This is a genomic window from Actinomadura sp. CNU-125, from assembly GCF_001942465.1.
In the GTDB taxonomy this organism is placed as follows: Bacteria; Actinomycetota; Actinomycetes; order Streptosporangiales; family Streptosporangiaceae; genus Spirillospora.
This window is the reverse complement of sequence record NZ_MKJY01000590.1, coordinates 16,653-31,996: the sequence shown is the minus strand read 5'-3', so window position 1 is coordinate 31,996 and position 15,344 is coordinate 16,653. Positions and strand designations below refer to the sequence as shown.

The following is a 15,344-nucleotide window of genomic DNA, read 5'->3' as shown; positions in this document are numbered from 1 at the left end:
GTGCCGCCACAGCAGCAGCCCGCCGACGGCCGCCGCCGCGACCGCCGCGCCGCCCAGCGCGGGCACGAGGGCCCCGCCGCCGCCGTCCCCGGAACCGCCCCCGTCGGCGGCCTCGCGGGAGCGGGACCGTTCCCGCAGGGCCGCCGACTGCCGCCGGTACTCCTCCTCGCCCTTGCCGGTGCGCAGCAGCTCCAGCGTCCGGTCGAGCCGGTCGGCGAGGGGCGCCTTCCGGAAGTCCGGGTCGAGGGAGACGGCCAGGGCGGCGCGGCGCACCCCGGTCGCCTGATCGTTTCCGGGGTCGTCCGGCAGCAGCCGGGCGTTCAGGTCGTCGGCGTACCGCCCGAGCGTGATGAAGACGCCGGGGCGGCCCAGCCGCGACTGGACGACGGAGGCGAGCTGGTCCGGCTCCTGCCAGGTGCCGCCCGCGATGATCGGCACCAGGACGACGTAGGTCGGCCGCGGCTGGCGGGCCAGCTCGGCCAGCACCCGCCGCCGCCGGTCCGCGGGCAGCGCCGACTCCAGCGACGGGTCGATGTGCAGCGGGGAACGACGCAGCTCGGCGGCGATCCGCTCGCCGGGGGAGGGGGCGGTCATGACTCGACTTCCAGGTGGGTGAGGACTTGCCGGGCGAGGGACGAGCGCGCACCGTACTCGACGTCGATCCACGGGCCGCGGAGCGCGTGGTGGGGGACCCGCCCGCCGGGGTGCGGGATCCGCAGGGTCAGCGACTTGAGCCGGTCGTGCGGCGCGTCGGCGCACGCCGCGCAGACGCGCCGCCGCCCGTCCCCGTCCACGGCGCGGATCCGCCTGCGGCGGTCGGCCGGGCCGTGCAGCGGGTTGACGAAGCAGGGCGGGGACGGCGCCCCGTCGCGGTCGAGTGCCGCGAGCCCCTCCCGGGCCAGCACGATCACCACGACCAGGTCGTGGGCGCGGCCCGGATCGGATCCGGCGTCGTCGAACAGGATCTGCGCGGCGTCGAACGCCGCCGTCGCCCGCCGCCCGCGTTCGGCGTCCCGGCCGGTGTCGTCCACCAGCGCCGTGCGCAGCGCGGCCAGGTCGTCCCCGGCGATGCGGCGGAGCGCGCGCAGGCTCGGCCTGGACGGCGCGTCCCGCTTCTCGGGCGCGCCGCCGCCGGACGGACGGTGCCGCGCCGCGCCGCCGCCGCAGCACGAGCCGGACGCACGCGTACAGGACGGCGCCCCCGACGGGACCGATGAGCAGCAGGCCCGTGAGGAACGGGCCGGTGCGTTCGGGCTCGACGTCGCGCAGCGGACGGTCCTCCTCCCCGAACGGCACGAGCCGCCCGTACAGGTTGTCGTCCTGCGGGGCGTCGGTGACGGGCAGGCCCCGCACCCGTTCGATCCGGTCGATGATCCGCCCGCCCAGCCCGGCGAGCCGGTCCGTCTCCGGCGGACGCTCGAACTCGCCGTCCATGGCGGAGAACCTGCGCCGCACGTCGAACGCGACGGTGTCGATCCAGCCGCGGTCGTCGGCGACGACGTACAGGCCGTCCTTCCCGGTCCGCTCGTGCAGGAGGCGGGCGAGCAGGGTGTTCCGGCCCTGCGACTCCGACTCCACCGGGTTGGGGGCCACGACCACCCAGACCGGGGCGTCCAGTTCCCTGGCGGCGTCCCCGGCCGCCAGCCGGACCTCGGCGAGATCGGTGCCGCGCAGCGCCGCCGGGAGGTCCGGGTCGACGAAGACGGGGCCGCGCGCGAGGGCCGCGGCGATCCGGTCCACCCGCGCGTAGCCGTGCTCGGGCAGGCGCGGCAGCGGGTCGTCCGGATCGGCTCCGGCGGGCGGCGCCAGGAGGGGCACGGCGAACACGGCGGCGGCGATCGCCGTCAGCAGCGCGGCGGTGCGACGCGGCGATCTCCTCATCGGTTCCCGCCTCGCCGCGCGCGGGCCCACCCGGCCCCGGTCAGCAGCCCGATGACGGCAAGGGCGCCGAGGGCGGCGCCGCCGATCACGGCGGTGCGTTCGGCGTCGGCAGCGGCGGCCTCCTGCCGGTCCCGCCGGTCGAGCTCGATGCGGGTGCGCGACTTGGGCCGCTGGTCGGCCGGAAGGTACTGCCCGGCGGTGCCGTCCCCGACGACCCGGACGAACGTCTCCACCAGCGCGACCGGCCCGGCGTCGGAGGCCAGCCGGGACTCGGCGGACCGCCACGCGTCCTCGGCCCGCAGCGAATGCCCGCCGCCGAACATCCGCGCCGTCCCGCGGCCGTCGTCCATCACGAGGTACAGCCCGGGCCGGCCGAGGTGGTCGTACAGCAGCGCGGCGAACTTCTCCTGGTCGAGCGGGCCTCCGAGCGAGGAGGGGAGGAGCGCGACGTAGTAGGGGACGTCGAGCCGGTCGAGGGCCCGCGCGACGCGCGTCCCGGTGTCGGGCGTGACGGCACGGAGCATGTGGTCGGTGACGTACACGGGGTTCTCCCGCAGCGCGCGGGCGATCCGCTCGGCCCGCAGCCCGTCGGCGGACGCGCTCCCGGCCGGACCGGCGAGGACCGCGGTCGGCGTCGTGAGGGCGAGCAGCACCGCGGCCATCAGCATGAACGCGATCCGCAGCATGGTACGGGATCTTAGGGGTCGGCCCGATAAAAGGCATTCCGGCCACCAAAATTCCGCCATACCGGACCAATGTGGCCCCATGCCCCGCCCCGCGCCCCGTCGGCGGACGCCGCCGCGTTCGTGGTCGGCAGATGCCGGGTCGGGCGCCGGGCGCGTTGTCCCGTCCGGGCGGTAGTTCCTGTCAGTGATTTCGGCAGGGGCCGCCCTCGGCGCGTCCGGTCAGCGGATGGTCGGTGGGTGGCGGGCGGTTCGTATCGTTCGGGCGGTGCCGCTTGTCAGTACCCCTCGGCAGGCGCGTCCGGTCGGCAGGGGCAGGCAGGGCGTCGGGGCCGGGGTCAGGGTTCGCGGTGGAGGGTGCCGTCGGCGGCGGCGGTGAACGTCAGCCGCCGCCCGTCCAGCACGGCGTCGACGCGCACCCCGCCGCCGGGCAGCGGGGCCGTCCGGACGGTCGGTGCGGCCGCGCCCCGGACCGGGGCGATCAGCGTCAGGATCCGGGCCCGCGCCCCGGCGGCCCGGAACTCGACGGTCGGTGCGGCGATCTTCTTCCCCGGTGACGGGAAGATCCAGCCCTGCGGGGGTGACGGCCGCCCCCGGACGACCTCGGCCGCGCCCGGTGCCGCCGCGCCCGGCAGCGGAATCCGGAGGAAGTGGACGCGGACGCCGTCCGCGGACGCGACGGCGCCCGTCCCGCCCGCCTTCGCCGTGTACTCCGGGGGCAGGTGCCAGAACTGCGTGATGTCGCGGGACGCCGCCGAACGCGCCTCGTCGAGCACCACGAGCGCGTCCGGGCCGGACGCCGCCAGGACCGAGCGGGTCCGGGTCGTCCCGGCGAACGCGGTGTCGGAGAAGGCGAACGTGTCGGCGCCCTCCCGGAACCGGTGCCGGATCAGCTCGGTGGCCGCGCCGTGCCGGAACGTCGCGTCCTCCACGACGAACGTGTTGTGCGCGCGGGGGGAGTGCAGCCACTCGCGCCACGCCTCGTCGTTGTAGCCGACGTGCCCGCTCGGCACCAGGACGTCGTGCCGCAGGGCGTGGAACGTCAGCGCCATGTGGTCGTTGTGGCCGTGGGCGTAGCGTCCGGGGCCGAACCGCGCCGTGTACGCCGTCTCGTCCTCGTAGGCGCGGTCGCCCTTCCCCCACCCGGAGCGGCCGACCACGTACCCGGCCTCGTAGACGCGCGCCCGCGCGTCCGGCGGCGTCCCCTTCTCGCCCTGGGACGCGACGTAGGCGAGCGGCCCGTCGTCGGACGCGCCGGTGTCGGCGGCGCGCGCGGCCTGCGATTCGCCGATCTGCAGGAGGTCCCCGGCCGGGGTGGTCTGGAACGCGATGAACTCGTCCATCAGCGCGTGCCGGCGTTCGAGCTCGGCCGGGACCTCGCGGCCGCAGGCGCGGATCACGGTCATCGCCTTGCGCCACCGCGACCGGTTGTAGACCGAGTAGTGCGTCGACTGCTCGTTGTTCGCGCCCTGCGCGTCGATGGCGGGCCGGACGCCGCCCGGCGGGTCGAACACCGAGTCCAGCAGCCGGTCGTGGCCGAGGTCCGCGAGGTCGTCGCGGCCGATCGAGCACGCGGCCGTCAGCAGGATCATCGACTCGTCGGTGCCGTGGTTCCACGGGCCCGAGTAGTGCTCGGGGTCGGCCAGCCAGGACGCGTGCCGGGCGATCGCGTCGTCGAGCCAGGGGGCCGCGCGGTGCGCGCGCAGGCACACCAGCGTGGCGAGGCGGAACTTGGTCCCCTCCGCGATCGCCTCCCGCCGGTCCTCCCCGAACCGCTCGGGGGCGCCGTTGTCGGCCAGCCAGTCCCGGACGATCCCCGCCGCGAGATCGAGCTCGGCGGCGTCGCCCGTCCGCTCGTACTCCTCGATCGTGCCGCCGAGCCATTCGAGGGAGTGGAACCACAGCAGCCAGGTCCGGTCGCCGTACGGGTTCAGGTGCCAGTCGACGTCCGTCCCGGAACCGACCCGCACGGGTTCCTTGCCGACCGTCTCGAACCGCCCGGCCCGCACGGCGTCCGCGGGGTTGAGCCGGTCGAGCCCGTTGTAGCCGAGCGCCACACGGCCTCGCGGTGGCCGCGGCGGCCGCCGCGGGCGGCACCGGGACCGGCGGCGCGGCGTCCCGGCATCCGGACGCGGCCAGCAGCAGTGCGGCGAGTGCGGCGGCGGTCGCCGCCCGTGGGTTCTGGATCATCATGTGGCAGAGACGATGGACGTCCCCATGGAGATGACCTGCGCGAATGTCGTGATCATGAATGTCCGGTGGCGCCGGGTGAAGACCGGGTGAACTCGCGATCCGGGTGTCCGCTTGCGGCCGGTTCGGGGGCATGACGGACGTGGCGATCGCTGAAAGCGCGGAAGCCCGGGGGATCCGGTCGGGCGTCCTCCACGCGACCGGCCGGCGGCACCGGGCGATCGACGAGACGGACTTCCGGTACCGAGGAGCGTCTCCCCCGCGCGGGGGAAAGCGGATCACCCCCCGATTCCCACGTGACCGGTGTCAAGCTACCGGCGGGTCATTGGATAGGGTCGGGGGCGGGGAGAGCCCGTTCGGGGGATCCCCGCACCGACCGTAACCGTCCTGGACGACGCGCCGGGCGATCGACGTACGAGGAGAGCCGTTCCGTGACCATCCGAGTAGGCATCAACGGGTTCGGCCGGATCGGCCGCAACTTCTTCCGCGCCGTGAAGGCGAGCGGGGCCGACATCGAGATCGTGGCGGTCAACGACCTGACCGACAACGCGACGCTCGCCCACCTGCTGAAGTACGACAGCATCCTCGGCCGCTTCCCCGAGGACGTGCACGCCACGGCGGACGAGATCGTCGTCGGCGGCAAGACGATCAAGGCGTTCGCCGAGCGCGACCCCGCCAACATCAAGTGGGGCGACGTCGACGTCGTGGTCGAGTCGACCGGTTTCTTCACCGACGCCACCAAGGCCAAGGTGCACGCCGACAACGGCGCCAAGAAGGTCATCATCTCGGCCCCGGCCAAGAACGAGGACCTCACCGTCGTCCTGGGCGTCAACGAGGACCAGTACGACCCGGCGGCCCACACCGTCATCTCCAACGCGTCCTGCACCACCAACTGCCTGGCCCCGCTGGCGAAGGTCCTGCACGACAACTTCGTCATCGAGAAGGGCCTGATGACGACGATCCACGCCTACACGCAGGACCAGAACCTGCAGGACGCGCCGCACAGCGACCTGCGCCGCGCCCGCGCCGCCGCGCTGAACGTCGTCCCGACCTCCACCGGCGCCGCCAAGGCCATCGGCCTGGTGCTGCCGGAGCTGAAGGGCCTGCTGGACGGCTACGCGCTGCGCGTCCCGGTGCCGACCGGCTCGGCCACCGACCTCACCGCGAAGGTGTCCCGCGACACGACCGTCGAAGAGGTCAACGCCGCGTTCAAGGCCGCCGCCGAGGGCCCGCTGAAGGGCTACCTCACCTACACCGAGGACCCGATCGTCTCGGCCGACATCGTCACCGACCCGGCGTCCTGCATCTTCGACGCCGGCCTGACGAAGATCATCGGCGACCAGGTCAAGGTCGTCGCTGGTACGACAACGAGTGGGGCTACTCCAACCGCCTCGTCGACCTCGTCAAGCTGGTCGGCGCGCAGCTCTGACCGCACCGCCCGACCAGTCTTTCCCGCCCGTGGCCGCGCGACGCGCGCGGCCGCGGCGGGGCCGTATCCGGAAGGACACCGCATCCCGATGCGCACCATTGACGATCTCGACGTCGCCGGACGGCGGGTGCTCGTCCGCGCTGACCTGAACGTCCCGCTGGAGGACGGGAAGATCACCGACGACGGACGGATCCGGGCGGCGCTGCCGACGATCACGCAGCTGCGGTCGCGCGGCGCCCGCGTGATCGTCTGCGCCCACCTCGGCCGCCCCAAGGGCGAGTTCAAGCCCGAGTTCTCGCTGCGCCCCGTCGCGATCCGGCTCGGCGAGCTGCTCGGCGTCCGTGTCGTGTTCGCCGACGACGTCGTCGTCGGGTCCGCCCGCGGCGCCGTGGGCGACCTCGGCGACGGCGACGTCGCGCTGCTGGAGAACCTGCGCTTCGAGCCCGGCGAGACCAGCAAGGACGACGCCGAGCGCGGCGCGTTCGCCGACAAGCTCGCCGGCCTCGCCGACTGCTACGTCGGCGACGGGTTCGGTGCCGTGCACCGCAAGCACGCCAGCGTCTTCGACGTCCCGGCCCGGCTGCCGCACGCGGCCGGCGAGCTGATCGACGCCGAGGTGTCGGTGCTGCGCCGGCTCACCGACGACGTCGCCCGCCCGTACGCGGTGGTGCTCGGCGGCTCCAAGGTCTCCGACAAGCTCGGCGTGATCGACAACCTGCTCGGCAAGGCCGACCGCATCCTCATCGGCGGCGGCATGGTGTTCACCTTCCTCAAGGCGCAGGGCCACGAGGTCGGCGCGAGCCTCCTCGAAGAGGACCAGCTCGGCACCGTCCGCGACTACCTGCGGCGCGCCGAGGAGAACGGCGTCGAGTTCGTCCTGCCGGTGGACGTCGTCGCCGCGACCGCGTTCGCCGCGGACGCCGAGCACGACGTCGTCGCCGCCGACGCGATCCCCGCGGACCGCATCGGCCTCGACATCGGCCCCGAGTCGGGCAAGCTGTTCGCGTCCCGGCTGGACGGCGCCGGGACGGTGTTCTGGAACGGCCCCATGGGCGTGTTCGAGATGGAGCCCTACGCGCACGGCACCCGCGCCGTCGCCCAGGGGCTCCTCGACTCGGGCGCGTTCACCGTGGTCGGCGGCGGGGACTCCGCCGCGGCCGTCCGGCGGCTCGGCTTCGACGAGAACGCCTTCTCGCACATCTCGACCGGCGGCGGCGCGAGCCTCGAATACCTCGAGGGCAAGACGCTCCCCGGCCTGCAGGCACTGGAGGACTGACCGATGGCAGCCGCCGCACCTTCCCGTAAGCCGCTGATGGCGGGCAACTGGAAGATGAACAACAACCACCTCGAGGCGATCGCGCTCGTCCAGAAGATGGCGTTCGCGCTCAAGGACGCCGACTACGACGCCGTGGACGTCGCGGTCATCCCGCCGTTCACCGACATCCGCTCGGTGCAGACCCTCGTCGACGCCGACAAGCTCGGCATCGTCTACGGGGCGCAGGACGTGTCGCAGCACGCGTCCGGCGCCTACACCGGGGAGATCGCCGGGTCGATGCTCGCCAAGCTCGGCTGCACCTACGCGGTCGTCGGGCACTCCGAGCGCCGCCAGTACCACAACGAGGACGACGCCGTCGTCAACGCCAAGGCGAAGGCCGCGCTGGCCGCCGAGCTCACCCCGATCCTGTGCGTGGGCGAGGGCCTGGACGTCCGCAAGGCGGGCGAGCACGTCGCGCACGTCCTCGCGCAGGTCGACGGGGGGCTGGAGAAGATCCCCGCCGAGCAGGCCGAGAAGATCGTGATCGCCTACGAGCCGGTCTGGGCGATCGGCACCGGGGAGGTCGCGACCAAGGAGGACGCGCAGGAGGTCTGCGCGGCGATCCGGACGCGGCTCGCGGAGCTGTACGACGGGAACCTCGCCGACCGGGTCCGCGTCCTGTACGGCGGCTCGGTGAAGGGGAACAACGTCGCCGCGCTCATGACGCAGCCCGACGTGGACGGCGCGTTGGTCGGAGGTGCCAGCCTCGACCCCGGCGAATTCGTCAAGATCTGCCGGTACCGGGACCTTCCGGCCTGATCAAAAGTGATCAATTCCTCGTGACATGGGGGTTCTTGCCGAACCAGCGGGTAGTTCGTCGTACCCTTTCAGACGGACGGGTAAACCGCCCGGCTCGACCCTCGACCTTGAACCACAGACACGTCCCGCGCACGCGGGTCCGGCCAGAGAAGGCGCTTGAACCGTGATCATCGCAACGTCCGCCGTGCTCATCCTCTCGAGCCTCCTGATGGTCGTCCTCGTCCTGATGCACAAGGGCAAGGGCGGCGGCCTGTCCGACATGTTCGGCGGCGGCATCTCGTCGTCGCTCGGCGGGTCATCGGTGGTGGAGCGCAACCTGGACCGGCTGACGGTCGCCACCGGGGTGATCTGGTTCGCCTCGATCGTCGTGCTGGCGCTGCTGTTCAAGGGCGACGCGGGCTGAGCCGCCTGATCCACCGTACGAGCGCCGTGCCGTCCTCCCGAGGTCACGGGCGGCCACGGCAGAATGAACGAGGAGTAGTCCGTGGGTAGTGGCAACGCGATTCGGGGCAGCCGTGTCGGGGCCGGTCCGATGGGAGAGGCGGAGCGCGGCGACGCCGCGCCGCGCGTCTGGGTGACCTTCTACTGTGCGAACCGGCACGAGACCCGTCCCAGCTTCGCGACCGACGTCGCGGTCCCCGAGACGTGGGACTGCCCGCGCTGCGGGTTCCCCGCCGGGCAGGACTCGGACAACCCGCCGGCGCCGCCGAAGACCGAGCCGTACAAGACGCACCTGGCCTATGTGAAGGAGCGCCGCAGCGACGAGGACGGCGAGGCCATCCTCGAGGAGGCGCTCGCCAAGCTCCGCCAGAAGCGCGCCGCCGTCAAGCAGCACATGGAGGCCGCGGGCCGCAGCGCGTCCGCGTGCCTCCGGCCGGACGGTGTCGCCGGGGGGCGGCCGGACGAGCGGTCCGTGCGGCGGCCGAATATTCTTCGGAGTGACCGGCGTCCGGACGTGGTAGTGCGTGCGGGGGTTCGGCTCGGCGGCGATGAACGGGAGGCGCGGCGTGGACGCGGTGGACCAGGCGATCCTGCGGCGGTTGCAGCGGGACGGACGGCAGACGAACCGGGAGCTCGCCGAGGCGGTGGGCGTCGCCCCGTCGACGGCGCTGGAGCGGACGCGGGCGCTGCGCGCGCGGGGCGTCCTCACCGGGGTGCACGCGGCCGTCGATCTGGAGCGGCTCGGCCGGGGCGTGCAGGCGCTGATCTCGATCCGGATCCGGCCGCAGTCGCGGGAGGCGATCGAGTCGGCGCGCGACGGCATGGCGGCGATGCCCGAGGCGATCGGGGTGTTCGTCGTCACCGGCAACGAGGATCTGCTGGTGCACGTGGCGGTGCCGAGCACCGCGTACCTGCGCGACTTCGTGCTCGACCGGCTGGCGCGGCGCAAGGAGTTCGTGGACGTGCGCACCACGGTCGTCTACGACCACGTGCAGCCGGTCGAGCAGTCCGAACTTCCGGCGGCCGACGAGCGTGCACGCCGAACGCCGTACGCGTGATCCTCGATCGGGCCGTCCACGACCGAAGAAGTGACGACCCGCCCCGCGACAGCCGAACTTATGAGTGATGCGAACGCTTAAGTTCCGTATGTCCTTCTAGCGTCGTTCGCATGTACCGATGGAGTGACAGGTCTGGGACGTCGCTGGTGCTGGCCGCGGGCGTCCTGTGGGGAACGGTGGGACCGGCGCAGGTGCTGGCGGCGGCGCCCGCGAGCCCGGTCGCGCTCGGGGGAGCGCGGATCCTGTTCGGCGGCGCCATCCTCGCGGCGGTGGTCCTGGCGACCGGACGCGGGTCCTTCGCCCTCGGACGGGACGCGTGGCGGCCCGTCCTCGCGGCCGCGGCGGCGACCGGAGCCTTCCAGGCGCTGTTCTTCAGCGCGGTGGACCGCACCGGCGCGGCCGTCGCGACCGCCGTGGTGTTCGGGGTGGTGCCGGTGGCGACGGGCGTGTGCGAGCGGGTCGCGCTCGGGGTCCGCCCGGGGCGCGCGTGGTGGGCCGGGACGGTGTGCGCCGTGGCGGGCGCGCGCTGCTGACGGTGCCGCAGGGCGCCGTCCGGGTGGACCCGGCGGGCATCGCGATGAGCCTGGCGGCCGGGTGCTGCTTCGGTGTCTACACGGTCGCCGCGAAGCTGCTGACCGGCCGCGGCGTCGGCATGGCGGCGGCCGTCTCGGTCACGCTGCTGGAGGGCGGCGCCGCCCTGCTGCCCTGGACGATCGCCGCGCTCCCCGCGCTCGCCGAGCCGCGCGCGGCCGTCCTCGTCGGCTGGCTGGGCGTCGCGGCGACCGCCGCGGCCTACATGTGCTTCGTGACCGGGCTCGGACGGGTCAGCGCCGCGACCGCGGGGACCCTGAGCCTCGTGGAGCCGCTGGTCGCGGTCGTTCTCGCGGTGCTCGTCCTGGGCGAGCCGATGCCGCTCCCGGTGGTCGCCGGGACGGTGCTGCTGCTCGGCGGGCTCGCCGTCGTGTCGCTCCCGCGGACGCTCCCGCGGACGTTCCGGCGGCCCGATCGGTATGATGACGTCAACGCGACTGGCGCAGTCAAGGTGGAGGCGACCACCGGGGAGCGACCGTAGTCCGCGCACCGCGCGCCTGGGTGTTCGGGCCCCCTTCACCGGGGCGCCCTGCCGTCCCGGCCGACAGCGCGGAGAGCGACGTGCACGAAACCCCCGGATCGACCGCCGTGTCCCATCTGCACGGGGCCGACCCCGACATCGCGCGGCTCGTCGAGGACGAGGCCCGCAGGCAGTTCGAGAAGATCCGGCTCATCGCGTCCGAGAACTACGTGTCCCCGGCCGTCCTGGAAGCGACCGGGACCGTCCTGACGAACAAGTACTCCGAGGGCTACGCGGGCCGCCGCTACTACGAGGGCCAGCAGAACATCGACCCGATCGAGGAACTGGCGATCGAGCGGGCGAAGTCGCTGTTCGGGGTCGAGCACGCGAACGTCCAGCCCTACTCCGGGTCGCCCGCGAACCTGGCCGTCTACATGGCGTTCCTGAAGCCGGGCGACACGGTGATGGGCCTGTCGCTGCCGATGGGCGGCCACCTGACGCACGGCTGGTCGGTGTCGGCGACCGGCGCCTGGTTCCGGCCCGTCCGGTACGAGGTGCGCGCCGACACGGCCGGATCGACATGGACCAGGTGCGCGACCTCGCCCGCAAGGAGCGGCCGAAGCTGATCTGGTGCGGCGGGACGGCCGTGCCCCGCACGATCGACTTCCCGGCGTTCGCCGAGATCGCGCGGGAGACCGGCGCGGTGCTGGCGGCGGACGTCGCCCACATCGCGGGGCTGATCGCGGGCGGCGCCCACCCGTCCCCGGTCGGCCACGCGGACGTGATCTCCACCACCACCCACAAGACCCTGCGGGGCCCGCGCGGTGCGATGATCATGTCGACGGCCGAGCACGCGAAGGCGATCGACAAGGCCGTCTTCCCCGGCCTGCAGGGCGGCCCGCACAACCACACGACGGCCGCGATCGCCGTCGCGCTGCGCGAGGCCGCGCAGCCGGACTTCCCGGCGTACGCGCGGCAGATCGTCGCCAACGCGAAGGCGCTCGCCGCGGCGCTGACCGAGCGCGGCTACGACCTGGTGTCCGGCGGCACCGACAACCACCTGATCCTGATCGACCTGACGAACAAGGGCGTCGCGGGCAAGCCCGCCGCGAAGGCCCTCGACCTCGCGGGCATCGAGCTGAACCACAACGCCGTCCCGTTCGACCCGCGCAAGCCGTTCGACCCGTCCGGGCTGCGGCTGGGCACCGCCGCGATCACCACCCGCGGGCTGACCGAGGAGCGGATGCCGCGGATCGCGGCGTGGCTGGACGAGGTCGTGCAGGCCGTCGCGAAGGACGACGACGCGGTCTTCGACCGGGTCGCGGCGGAGATCCGCGAGCTGCTCGCCGACCACCCGATGCCCGGGTGGGCGCCCGCGAGCTAGCGGTCAGGCGGCGGCGCGCAGCACGGTGATCATGCGCCAGGCTTCGGGGGCGGTCAGGTCGACGTCCCCGAAGTCGCCGTACCGCGCGACGGCCGTCAGGCCGCCCGCGAGGCGGATCGCGGCGTCGAGCTCCCCGGCCGTCCAGAACCGGTAGGGGACGAGGTCGCGGATCGTGCGGACGGCGTCGCCCCCGGTGCCCGTTTCGGTGATCGTCATCGTGACGCGGTCGTCGGCGATCTGCGTGACGGGGTCCAGCCGGTCGTCGGGCCCGCCCCACCGGACGGACGCGTGCACGCCGTCGCGCTCGACCGTCCAGGCGGTGCCGACGCTCGGACCGTCGTCGCCGAGCCGGTCGCGCGGGTGCGACATCTCGACGATGTAGAGGCCGCCGGGCGCCAGGTGGGCCGCGACGCGCCGCAGGTGCGCGACGAACGCGTCGAGCGTCATCAGGTGCGAGGTCGAGTCGAGCATGGTGACGACGAGGTCGAACCGGCGGCCCAGGTCGAACGTGGTCATGTCGTCGCGGACGACGTCGAGTTCGACGCCGTCCCGCGCGGCCGACTTCGCCGCGTACCCGCACATCGCGGCGTTCAGGTCGAGCGCGGTCGCGGCCAGGCCGCGGCGGGCGAACTCGCGGGCGTGCTCGGCGGGCCCGGCGGCGAGCTCCAGCACCGTCCGGACGGGCGCCGCGTCCGGCTCGCGGTGCCGGGCGCACCAGGCCAGCAGGACACCGGCCTCCGGGGCCACGTCGCGGAACGAGCACGCCAGTTCGTAGGCCCACGGGTCGTCGTAGATGCCGGTCACCCGACCATCCTGCCAGCGCCGCCGCCCGCCGCGACCGACAGGTCCGCGCGGGGTGACGGTTCCATATTCCGGACGGGTCTTGAGCGGCCCGCGCCGACCGCCTACCGTGCGGTACGTGATCGACCCGGTGAGCGGTGAGCACGTTGAAGATCGGCTGCGGCGCGAACCGTCCGCGGCGCGGCTGCCCCTGCTGTCGCCCGGCGCCCTCGCCGCGGAGCAGCGGGCGGTGTACGAGGCGGTGACGGGCGGGCCGCGGGGCGGCCGGGCGCCGCGTTCCGCATGACCGACGCGGACGGGCGGCTGCTCGGCCCCTTCAACGCGATGCTGTACAGCCCGTCGGTCGGGCTGCCGCTGCAGGACCTCGGGGCCGCGCTGCGGTTCCGCACGGCGTTCACCAAGCGGGAGCGGGAGATCGCGACGCTGGTCGTCGCGGCCCGGCTGCGCTCGGACTTCGAGTGGTACGCGCACGAACGGATCGGGCGGCGCGCGGGCCTTTCGCAGGACGAGATGGACGCGCTGCGCGCGGGCCGCGCGCCGATGTTCGGCGACGTCCGCGAGCGGGTGGTGTTCGAGGCGGCGCGGCAGCTCGCCGCCGAGGGCGACGTGTCGGACGCGGTGTACGCGGAGGCGGTCGCGACGCTCGGCCGGGCCGCCGTGGTCGAGCTGGTCACGCTCGTCGGGTACTACGAGGCGCTGGCGATGCAGCTGCGCGTGTTCCGGGTCGGGGTGCCCGAGGGGGAGCCCGCGCCGGAATGGCCGCGGGACGGGGACGGGGACGGCGATGCGTGAGCTGATGCGCACCGAGCGGCTCGCGCTGCGCCCGGTCAGCATGCGCGACCACCGGCCCCTGCTGGCGCACTGGACGAGCCCGCCGGTGCGCCGCCACCTGTTCGGCGACGCGGCGGTCTCGGCCGTCCAGGTCACCGAGATCATCGCGGCGAGCCGGCGGGACTTCGCGTCGTTCGGCTACGGGCTGTGGACGCTGCGCCGCGCCCTGCGCGGCGAGGAACCGCTGGTCGGGGTCGCGGGGCTGACCGGCCGGGACGGGCCGGGCGCGGGCGTCGAGATCGTCTACAGCCTGGAGCCGGAGCACTGGGGCGAGGGCCTGGCCGCCGAGGCGTCCCGCGCCGTGCTGGACTACGCGTTCGGCGTGGTGGGCCTGCGTCGGGTCGCGGCCGAGATCGATCCGGACAGCGCCGTGTCGATGCGGGTCGCCGAGCGGCTCGGGATGCGGCCGGTGCCGGACGGCCCGGCCGGGCCGGACGGCGCGTCGTTCTACGCGGCCGACCGGTCCGGCTGGACCGCCGCACGGCTCCCGGCGGACGGTGTGGACGGCGTGGGCACCGCGGCCGCCGTCCGCCCGGTCACGCCAGCAGCGACGTCAGCGGGGTGAGGTCGTCCAGGCGGGCGAGCCCGTAGACGAGTCCGGTGATGCGGTCCGCGCGGTCGGCGGGGACCGTCCGGGACGCGTTCAGCCGGAACTTCGTCGCCAGCTCGTCGGCCGACAGCGGGTTGCCGGGGCCGCCGCGGTTGGCGTCGACGCGCTCCTCCAGGACGGCGCCGCCGCGGGTGCGGACGCGCAGCACGGCGGGGAACTGGTGCGGGAAGATCTCGTCGCAGCGCGGGTCGGGGACGCAGCGGACCTTCGCGGCGAGCGCGAGCCGGTCCGGGTCGCGGCGGCCTCGTCGGTGAAGTCCTCGTGGAAGACGCCGAGCCCGCCGCCGCCGAGCAGCGCCGCCGCGACCGTGTACGGGCCGGAGAACGCCGCGTGGTAGCCCGACTTCGGGCGGATCTTGTCCTCGTGGGGTTCGCCGATCGTGCGCAGCACCGGGGTCGGGGCGCCCAGCTCGATGTCCTCGATGTCGGACGGGTCGAGCCCGCGCGCGCGTAGCGCGAGCGCGGCGTCGACGCCCGCGTGGGTGAAGTGGTTGCACGGGTACGGCTTGAAGAAGATCCCCGGCAGTTCCCAGTGCTCGCCGAGCCGGTCGGTGAGCGCGGCGAGGTCGACCCGGTCGCCGCAGAACGCCTGCAGCAGCCCGAACCGTCCCTCCAGGACGGTCGGCGGGCCGGTGAGGCCCGCGCGGGCGAGCCCGGCGGCGGTCACGGCGGCGTGCGCGGCCCAGCCGCAGTGGACCCGCTTGACGGTGCCGCCGGTGCGGTTGGCCTCCAGGATCCCCGAGCCCATGCTCGACGCGATGCCCATCGCGTCGGCGATCCCGGCGGCGTCCAGGCCGGACAGCATCGCGGCGGCCGCGGCGGCGCCGACGGCCCCGCAGATCGCGGTGGCGTGCTGGCCGCGCTCGAAGAACACCGAGTTGCCGAGCTCGCGGTCGTACCCGGCCATGCCGA

The 15,344-nt window shown here is 74.1% G+C and carries 11 protein-coding genes, 6 pseudogenes and 1 riboswitch; of the genes and pseudogenes, 12 read left to right on the top strand and 5 right to left on the bottom strand.

Annotated elements, in window-relative coordinates; genetic code table 11:
- The 3 genes and pseudogenes from BJF79_RS54885 to BJF79_RS47530 all read right to left on the bottom strand — a co-directional run.
- Positions 1-1,881, bottom strand: a pseudogene (locus BJF79_RS54885) (hypothetical protein); the annotation flags it as partial.
- Positions 1,878-2,567 carry a hypothetical protein gene (locus BJF79_RS47535; RefSeq protein WP_075907184.1) on the bottom strand — a complete coding sequence of 230 codons (690 nt, stop codon included), beginning with the start codon at positions 2,565-2,567 and terminating at the stop codon, positions 1,878-1,880. The gene BJF79_RS47535 and the pseudogene BJF79_RS54885, both read right to left, overlap by 4 nt.
- 335 nt (positions 2,568-2,902) lie before the next feature.
- Complete coding sequence (locus BJF79_RS47530; protein WP_075907183.1) at positions 2,903-4,621, bottom strand: heparinase II/III family protein; 1,719 nt, start codon at positions 4,619-4,621, stop codon at positions 2,903-2,905.
- Positions 4,622-5,185: 564 nt separating this feature from the next.
- On the opposite strand from BJF79_RS47530, the pseudogene gap reads away from it, so the two are divergent.
- The 9 genes and pseudogenes from gap (at position 5,186) to glyA (ending at position 12,191) form a co-directional block, all read left to right on the top strand.
- Positions 5,186-6,183 (top strand): annotated as a pseudogene (gene gap / locus BJF79_RS47525) (type I glyceraldehyde-3-phosphate dehydrogenase).
- A gap of 88 nt (positions 6,184-6,271) precedes the next feature.
- Positions 6,272-7,459 carry a phosphoglycerate kinase gene (locus BJF79_RS64825; protein WP_075907190.1) on the top strand — a complete coding sequence of 396 codons (1,188 nt, stop codon included), beginning with the start codon at positions 6,272-6,274 and terminating at the stop codon, positions 7,457-7,459.
- A 3-nt stretch (positions 7,460-7,462) separates the two neighbouring features.
- A complete protein-coding gene (gene tpiA / locus BJF79_RS64820) occupies positions 7,463-8,257 on the top strand; it encodes a triose-phosphate isomerase (RefSeq protein WP_075907182.1) in 795 nt (264 codons plus the stop codon).
- Positions 8,258-8,420: 163 nt separating this feature from the next.
- Positions 8,421-8,660: a preprotein translocase subunit SecG gene (secG, locus tag BJF79_RS47510; protein WP_075907181.1), complete on the top strand. Its 240-nt coding sequence runs from the start codon at positions 8,421-8,423 to the stop codon at positions 8,658-8,660.
- Positions 8,661-8,741: 81 nt separating this feature from the next.
- Positions 8,742-9,065 (top strand): annotated as a pseudogene (locus BJF79_RS47505) (RNA polymerase-binding protein RbpA); the annotation flags it as partial.
- 157 nt (positions 9,066-9,222) lie between these two features.
- Complete coding sequence (locus BJF79_RS47500; protein ID WP_262403621.1) at positions 9,223-9,756, top strand: Lrp/AsnC family transcriptional regulator; 534 nt, start codon at positions 9,223-9,225, stop codon at positions 9,754-9,756.
- A 110-nt stretch (positions 9,757-9,866) separates the two neighbouring features.
- The gene (locus tag BJF79_RS47495; RefSeq protein ID WP_075907180.1) at positions 9,867-10,289 is read left to right on the top strand and encodes a DMT family transporter; all 423 of its coding nucleotides are present in this window, start codon (positions 9,867-9,869) and stop codon (positions 10,287-10,289) included.
- A gap of 44 nt (positions 10,290-10,333) precedes the next feature.
- Positions 10,334-10,711 (top strand): annotated as a pseudogene (locus tag BJF79_RS68090) (EamA family transporter); the annotation flags it as partial.
- 59 nt (positions 10,712-10,770) lie between these two features.
- A riboswitch (ZMP/ZTP riboswitch) is annotated at positions 10,771-10,857 on the top strand.
- Positions 10,858-10,935: 78 nt separating this feature from the next.
- A pseudogene (gene glyA, locus BJF79_RS47485) lies at positions 10,936-12,191 on the top strand (serine hydroxymethyltransferase).
- A gap of 3 nt (positions 12,192-12,194) precedes the next feature.
- Here glyA and BJF79_RS47480 read toward each other — a convergent pair.
- On the bottom strand, positions 12,195-12,995 hold the full coding sequence (locus BJF79_RS47480) for a class I SAM-dependent methyltransferase (RefSeq protein ID WP_075907178.1): 801 nt from the start codon (positions 12,993-12,995) through the stop codon (positions 12,195-12,197).
- A gap of 115 nt (positions 12,996-13,110) precedes the next feature.
- On the opposite strand from BJF79_RS47480, the gene BJF79_RS64815 reads away from it, so the two are divergent.
- The 3 genes from BJF79_RS64815 to BJF79_RS47470 are packed head-to-tail and all read left to right on the top strand — an operon-like array spanning position 13,111 to position 14,388.
- The gene (locus BJF79_RS64815) at positions 13,111-13,278 is read left to right on the top strand and encodes a hypothetical protein (RefSeq protein ID WP_262403620.1); all 168 of its coding nucleotides are present in this window, start codon (positions 13,111-13,113) and stop codon (positions 13,276-13,278) included.
- The gene (locus BJF79_RS64810) at positions 13,275-13,784 is read left to right on the top strand and encodes a carboxymuconolactone decarboxylase family protein (protein ID WP_262403619.1); all 510 of its coding nucleotides are present in this window, start codon (positions 13,275-13,277) and stop codon (positions 13,782-13,784) included. Before BJF79_RS64815 ends, BJF79_RS64810 begins: the two co-directional genes overlap by 4 nt.
- A complete protein-coding gene (locus tag BJF79_RS47470; RefSeq protein WP_075907177.1) occupies positions 13,777-14,388 on the top strand; it encodes a GNAT family N-acetyltransferase in 612 nt (203 codons plus the stop codon). The genes BJF79_RS64810 and BJF79_RS47470 overlap by 8 nt, the downstream gene beginning before the upstream one ends.
- Here the strand turns inward: BJF79_RS47470 and BJF79_RS47465 are convergent.
- Positions 14,360-15,339, bottom strand: a pseudogene (locus BJF79_RS47465) (MmgE/PrpD family protein). The gene BJF79_RS47470 and the pseudogene BJF79_RS47465 sit on opposite strands and share 29 nt — an antisense overlap.
- Between the last annotated feature and the right edge of the window lie 5 nt (positions 15,340-15,344).

What these genes read in the sequence shown, in the direction of transcription:
- BJF79_RS64810 (WP_262403619.1), top strand. Translation starts at nt 13,275, where the DNA reads ATGACCGACGCGGACGGGCGGCTGCTCGGCCCCTTCAACGCGATGCTG.
- BJF79_RS47535 (WP_075907184.1), bottom strand. Translation starts at nt 2,567, where the DNA reads ATGCTGCGGATCGCGTTCATGCTGATGGCCGCGGTGCTGCTCGCCCTC.
- tpiA (WP_075907182.1), top strand. Translation starts at nt 7,463, where the DNA reads ATGGCAGCCGCCGCACCTTCCCGTAAGCCGCTGATGGCGGGCAACTGG.
- BJF79_RS64825 (WP_075907190.1), top strand. Translation starts at nt 6,272, where the DNA reads ATGCGCACCATTGACGATCTCGACGTCGCCGGACGGCGGGTGCTCGTC.
- BJF79_RS47470 (WP_075907177.1), top strand. Translation starts at nt 13,777, where the DNA reads ATGCGTGAGCTGATGCGCACCGAGCGGCTCGCGCTGCGCCCGGTCAGC.
- BJF79_RS47495 (WP_075907180.1), top strand. Translation starts at nt 9,867, where the DNA reads ATGTACCGATGGAGTGACAGGTCTGGGACGTCGCTGGTGCTGGCCGCG.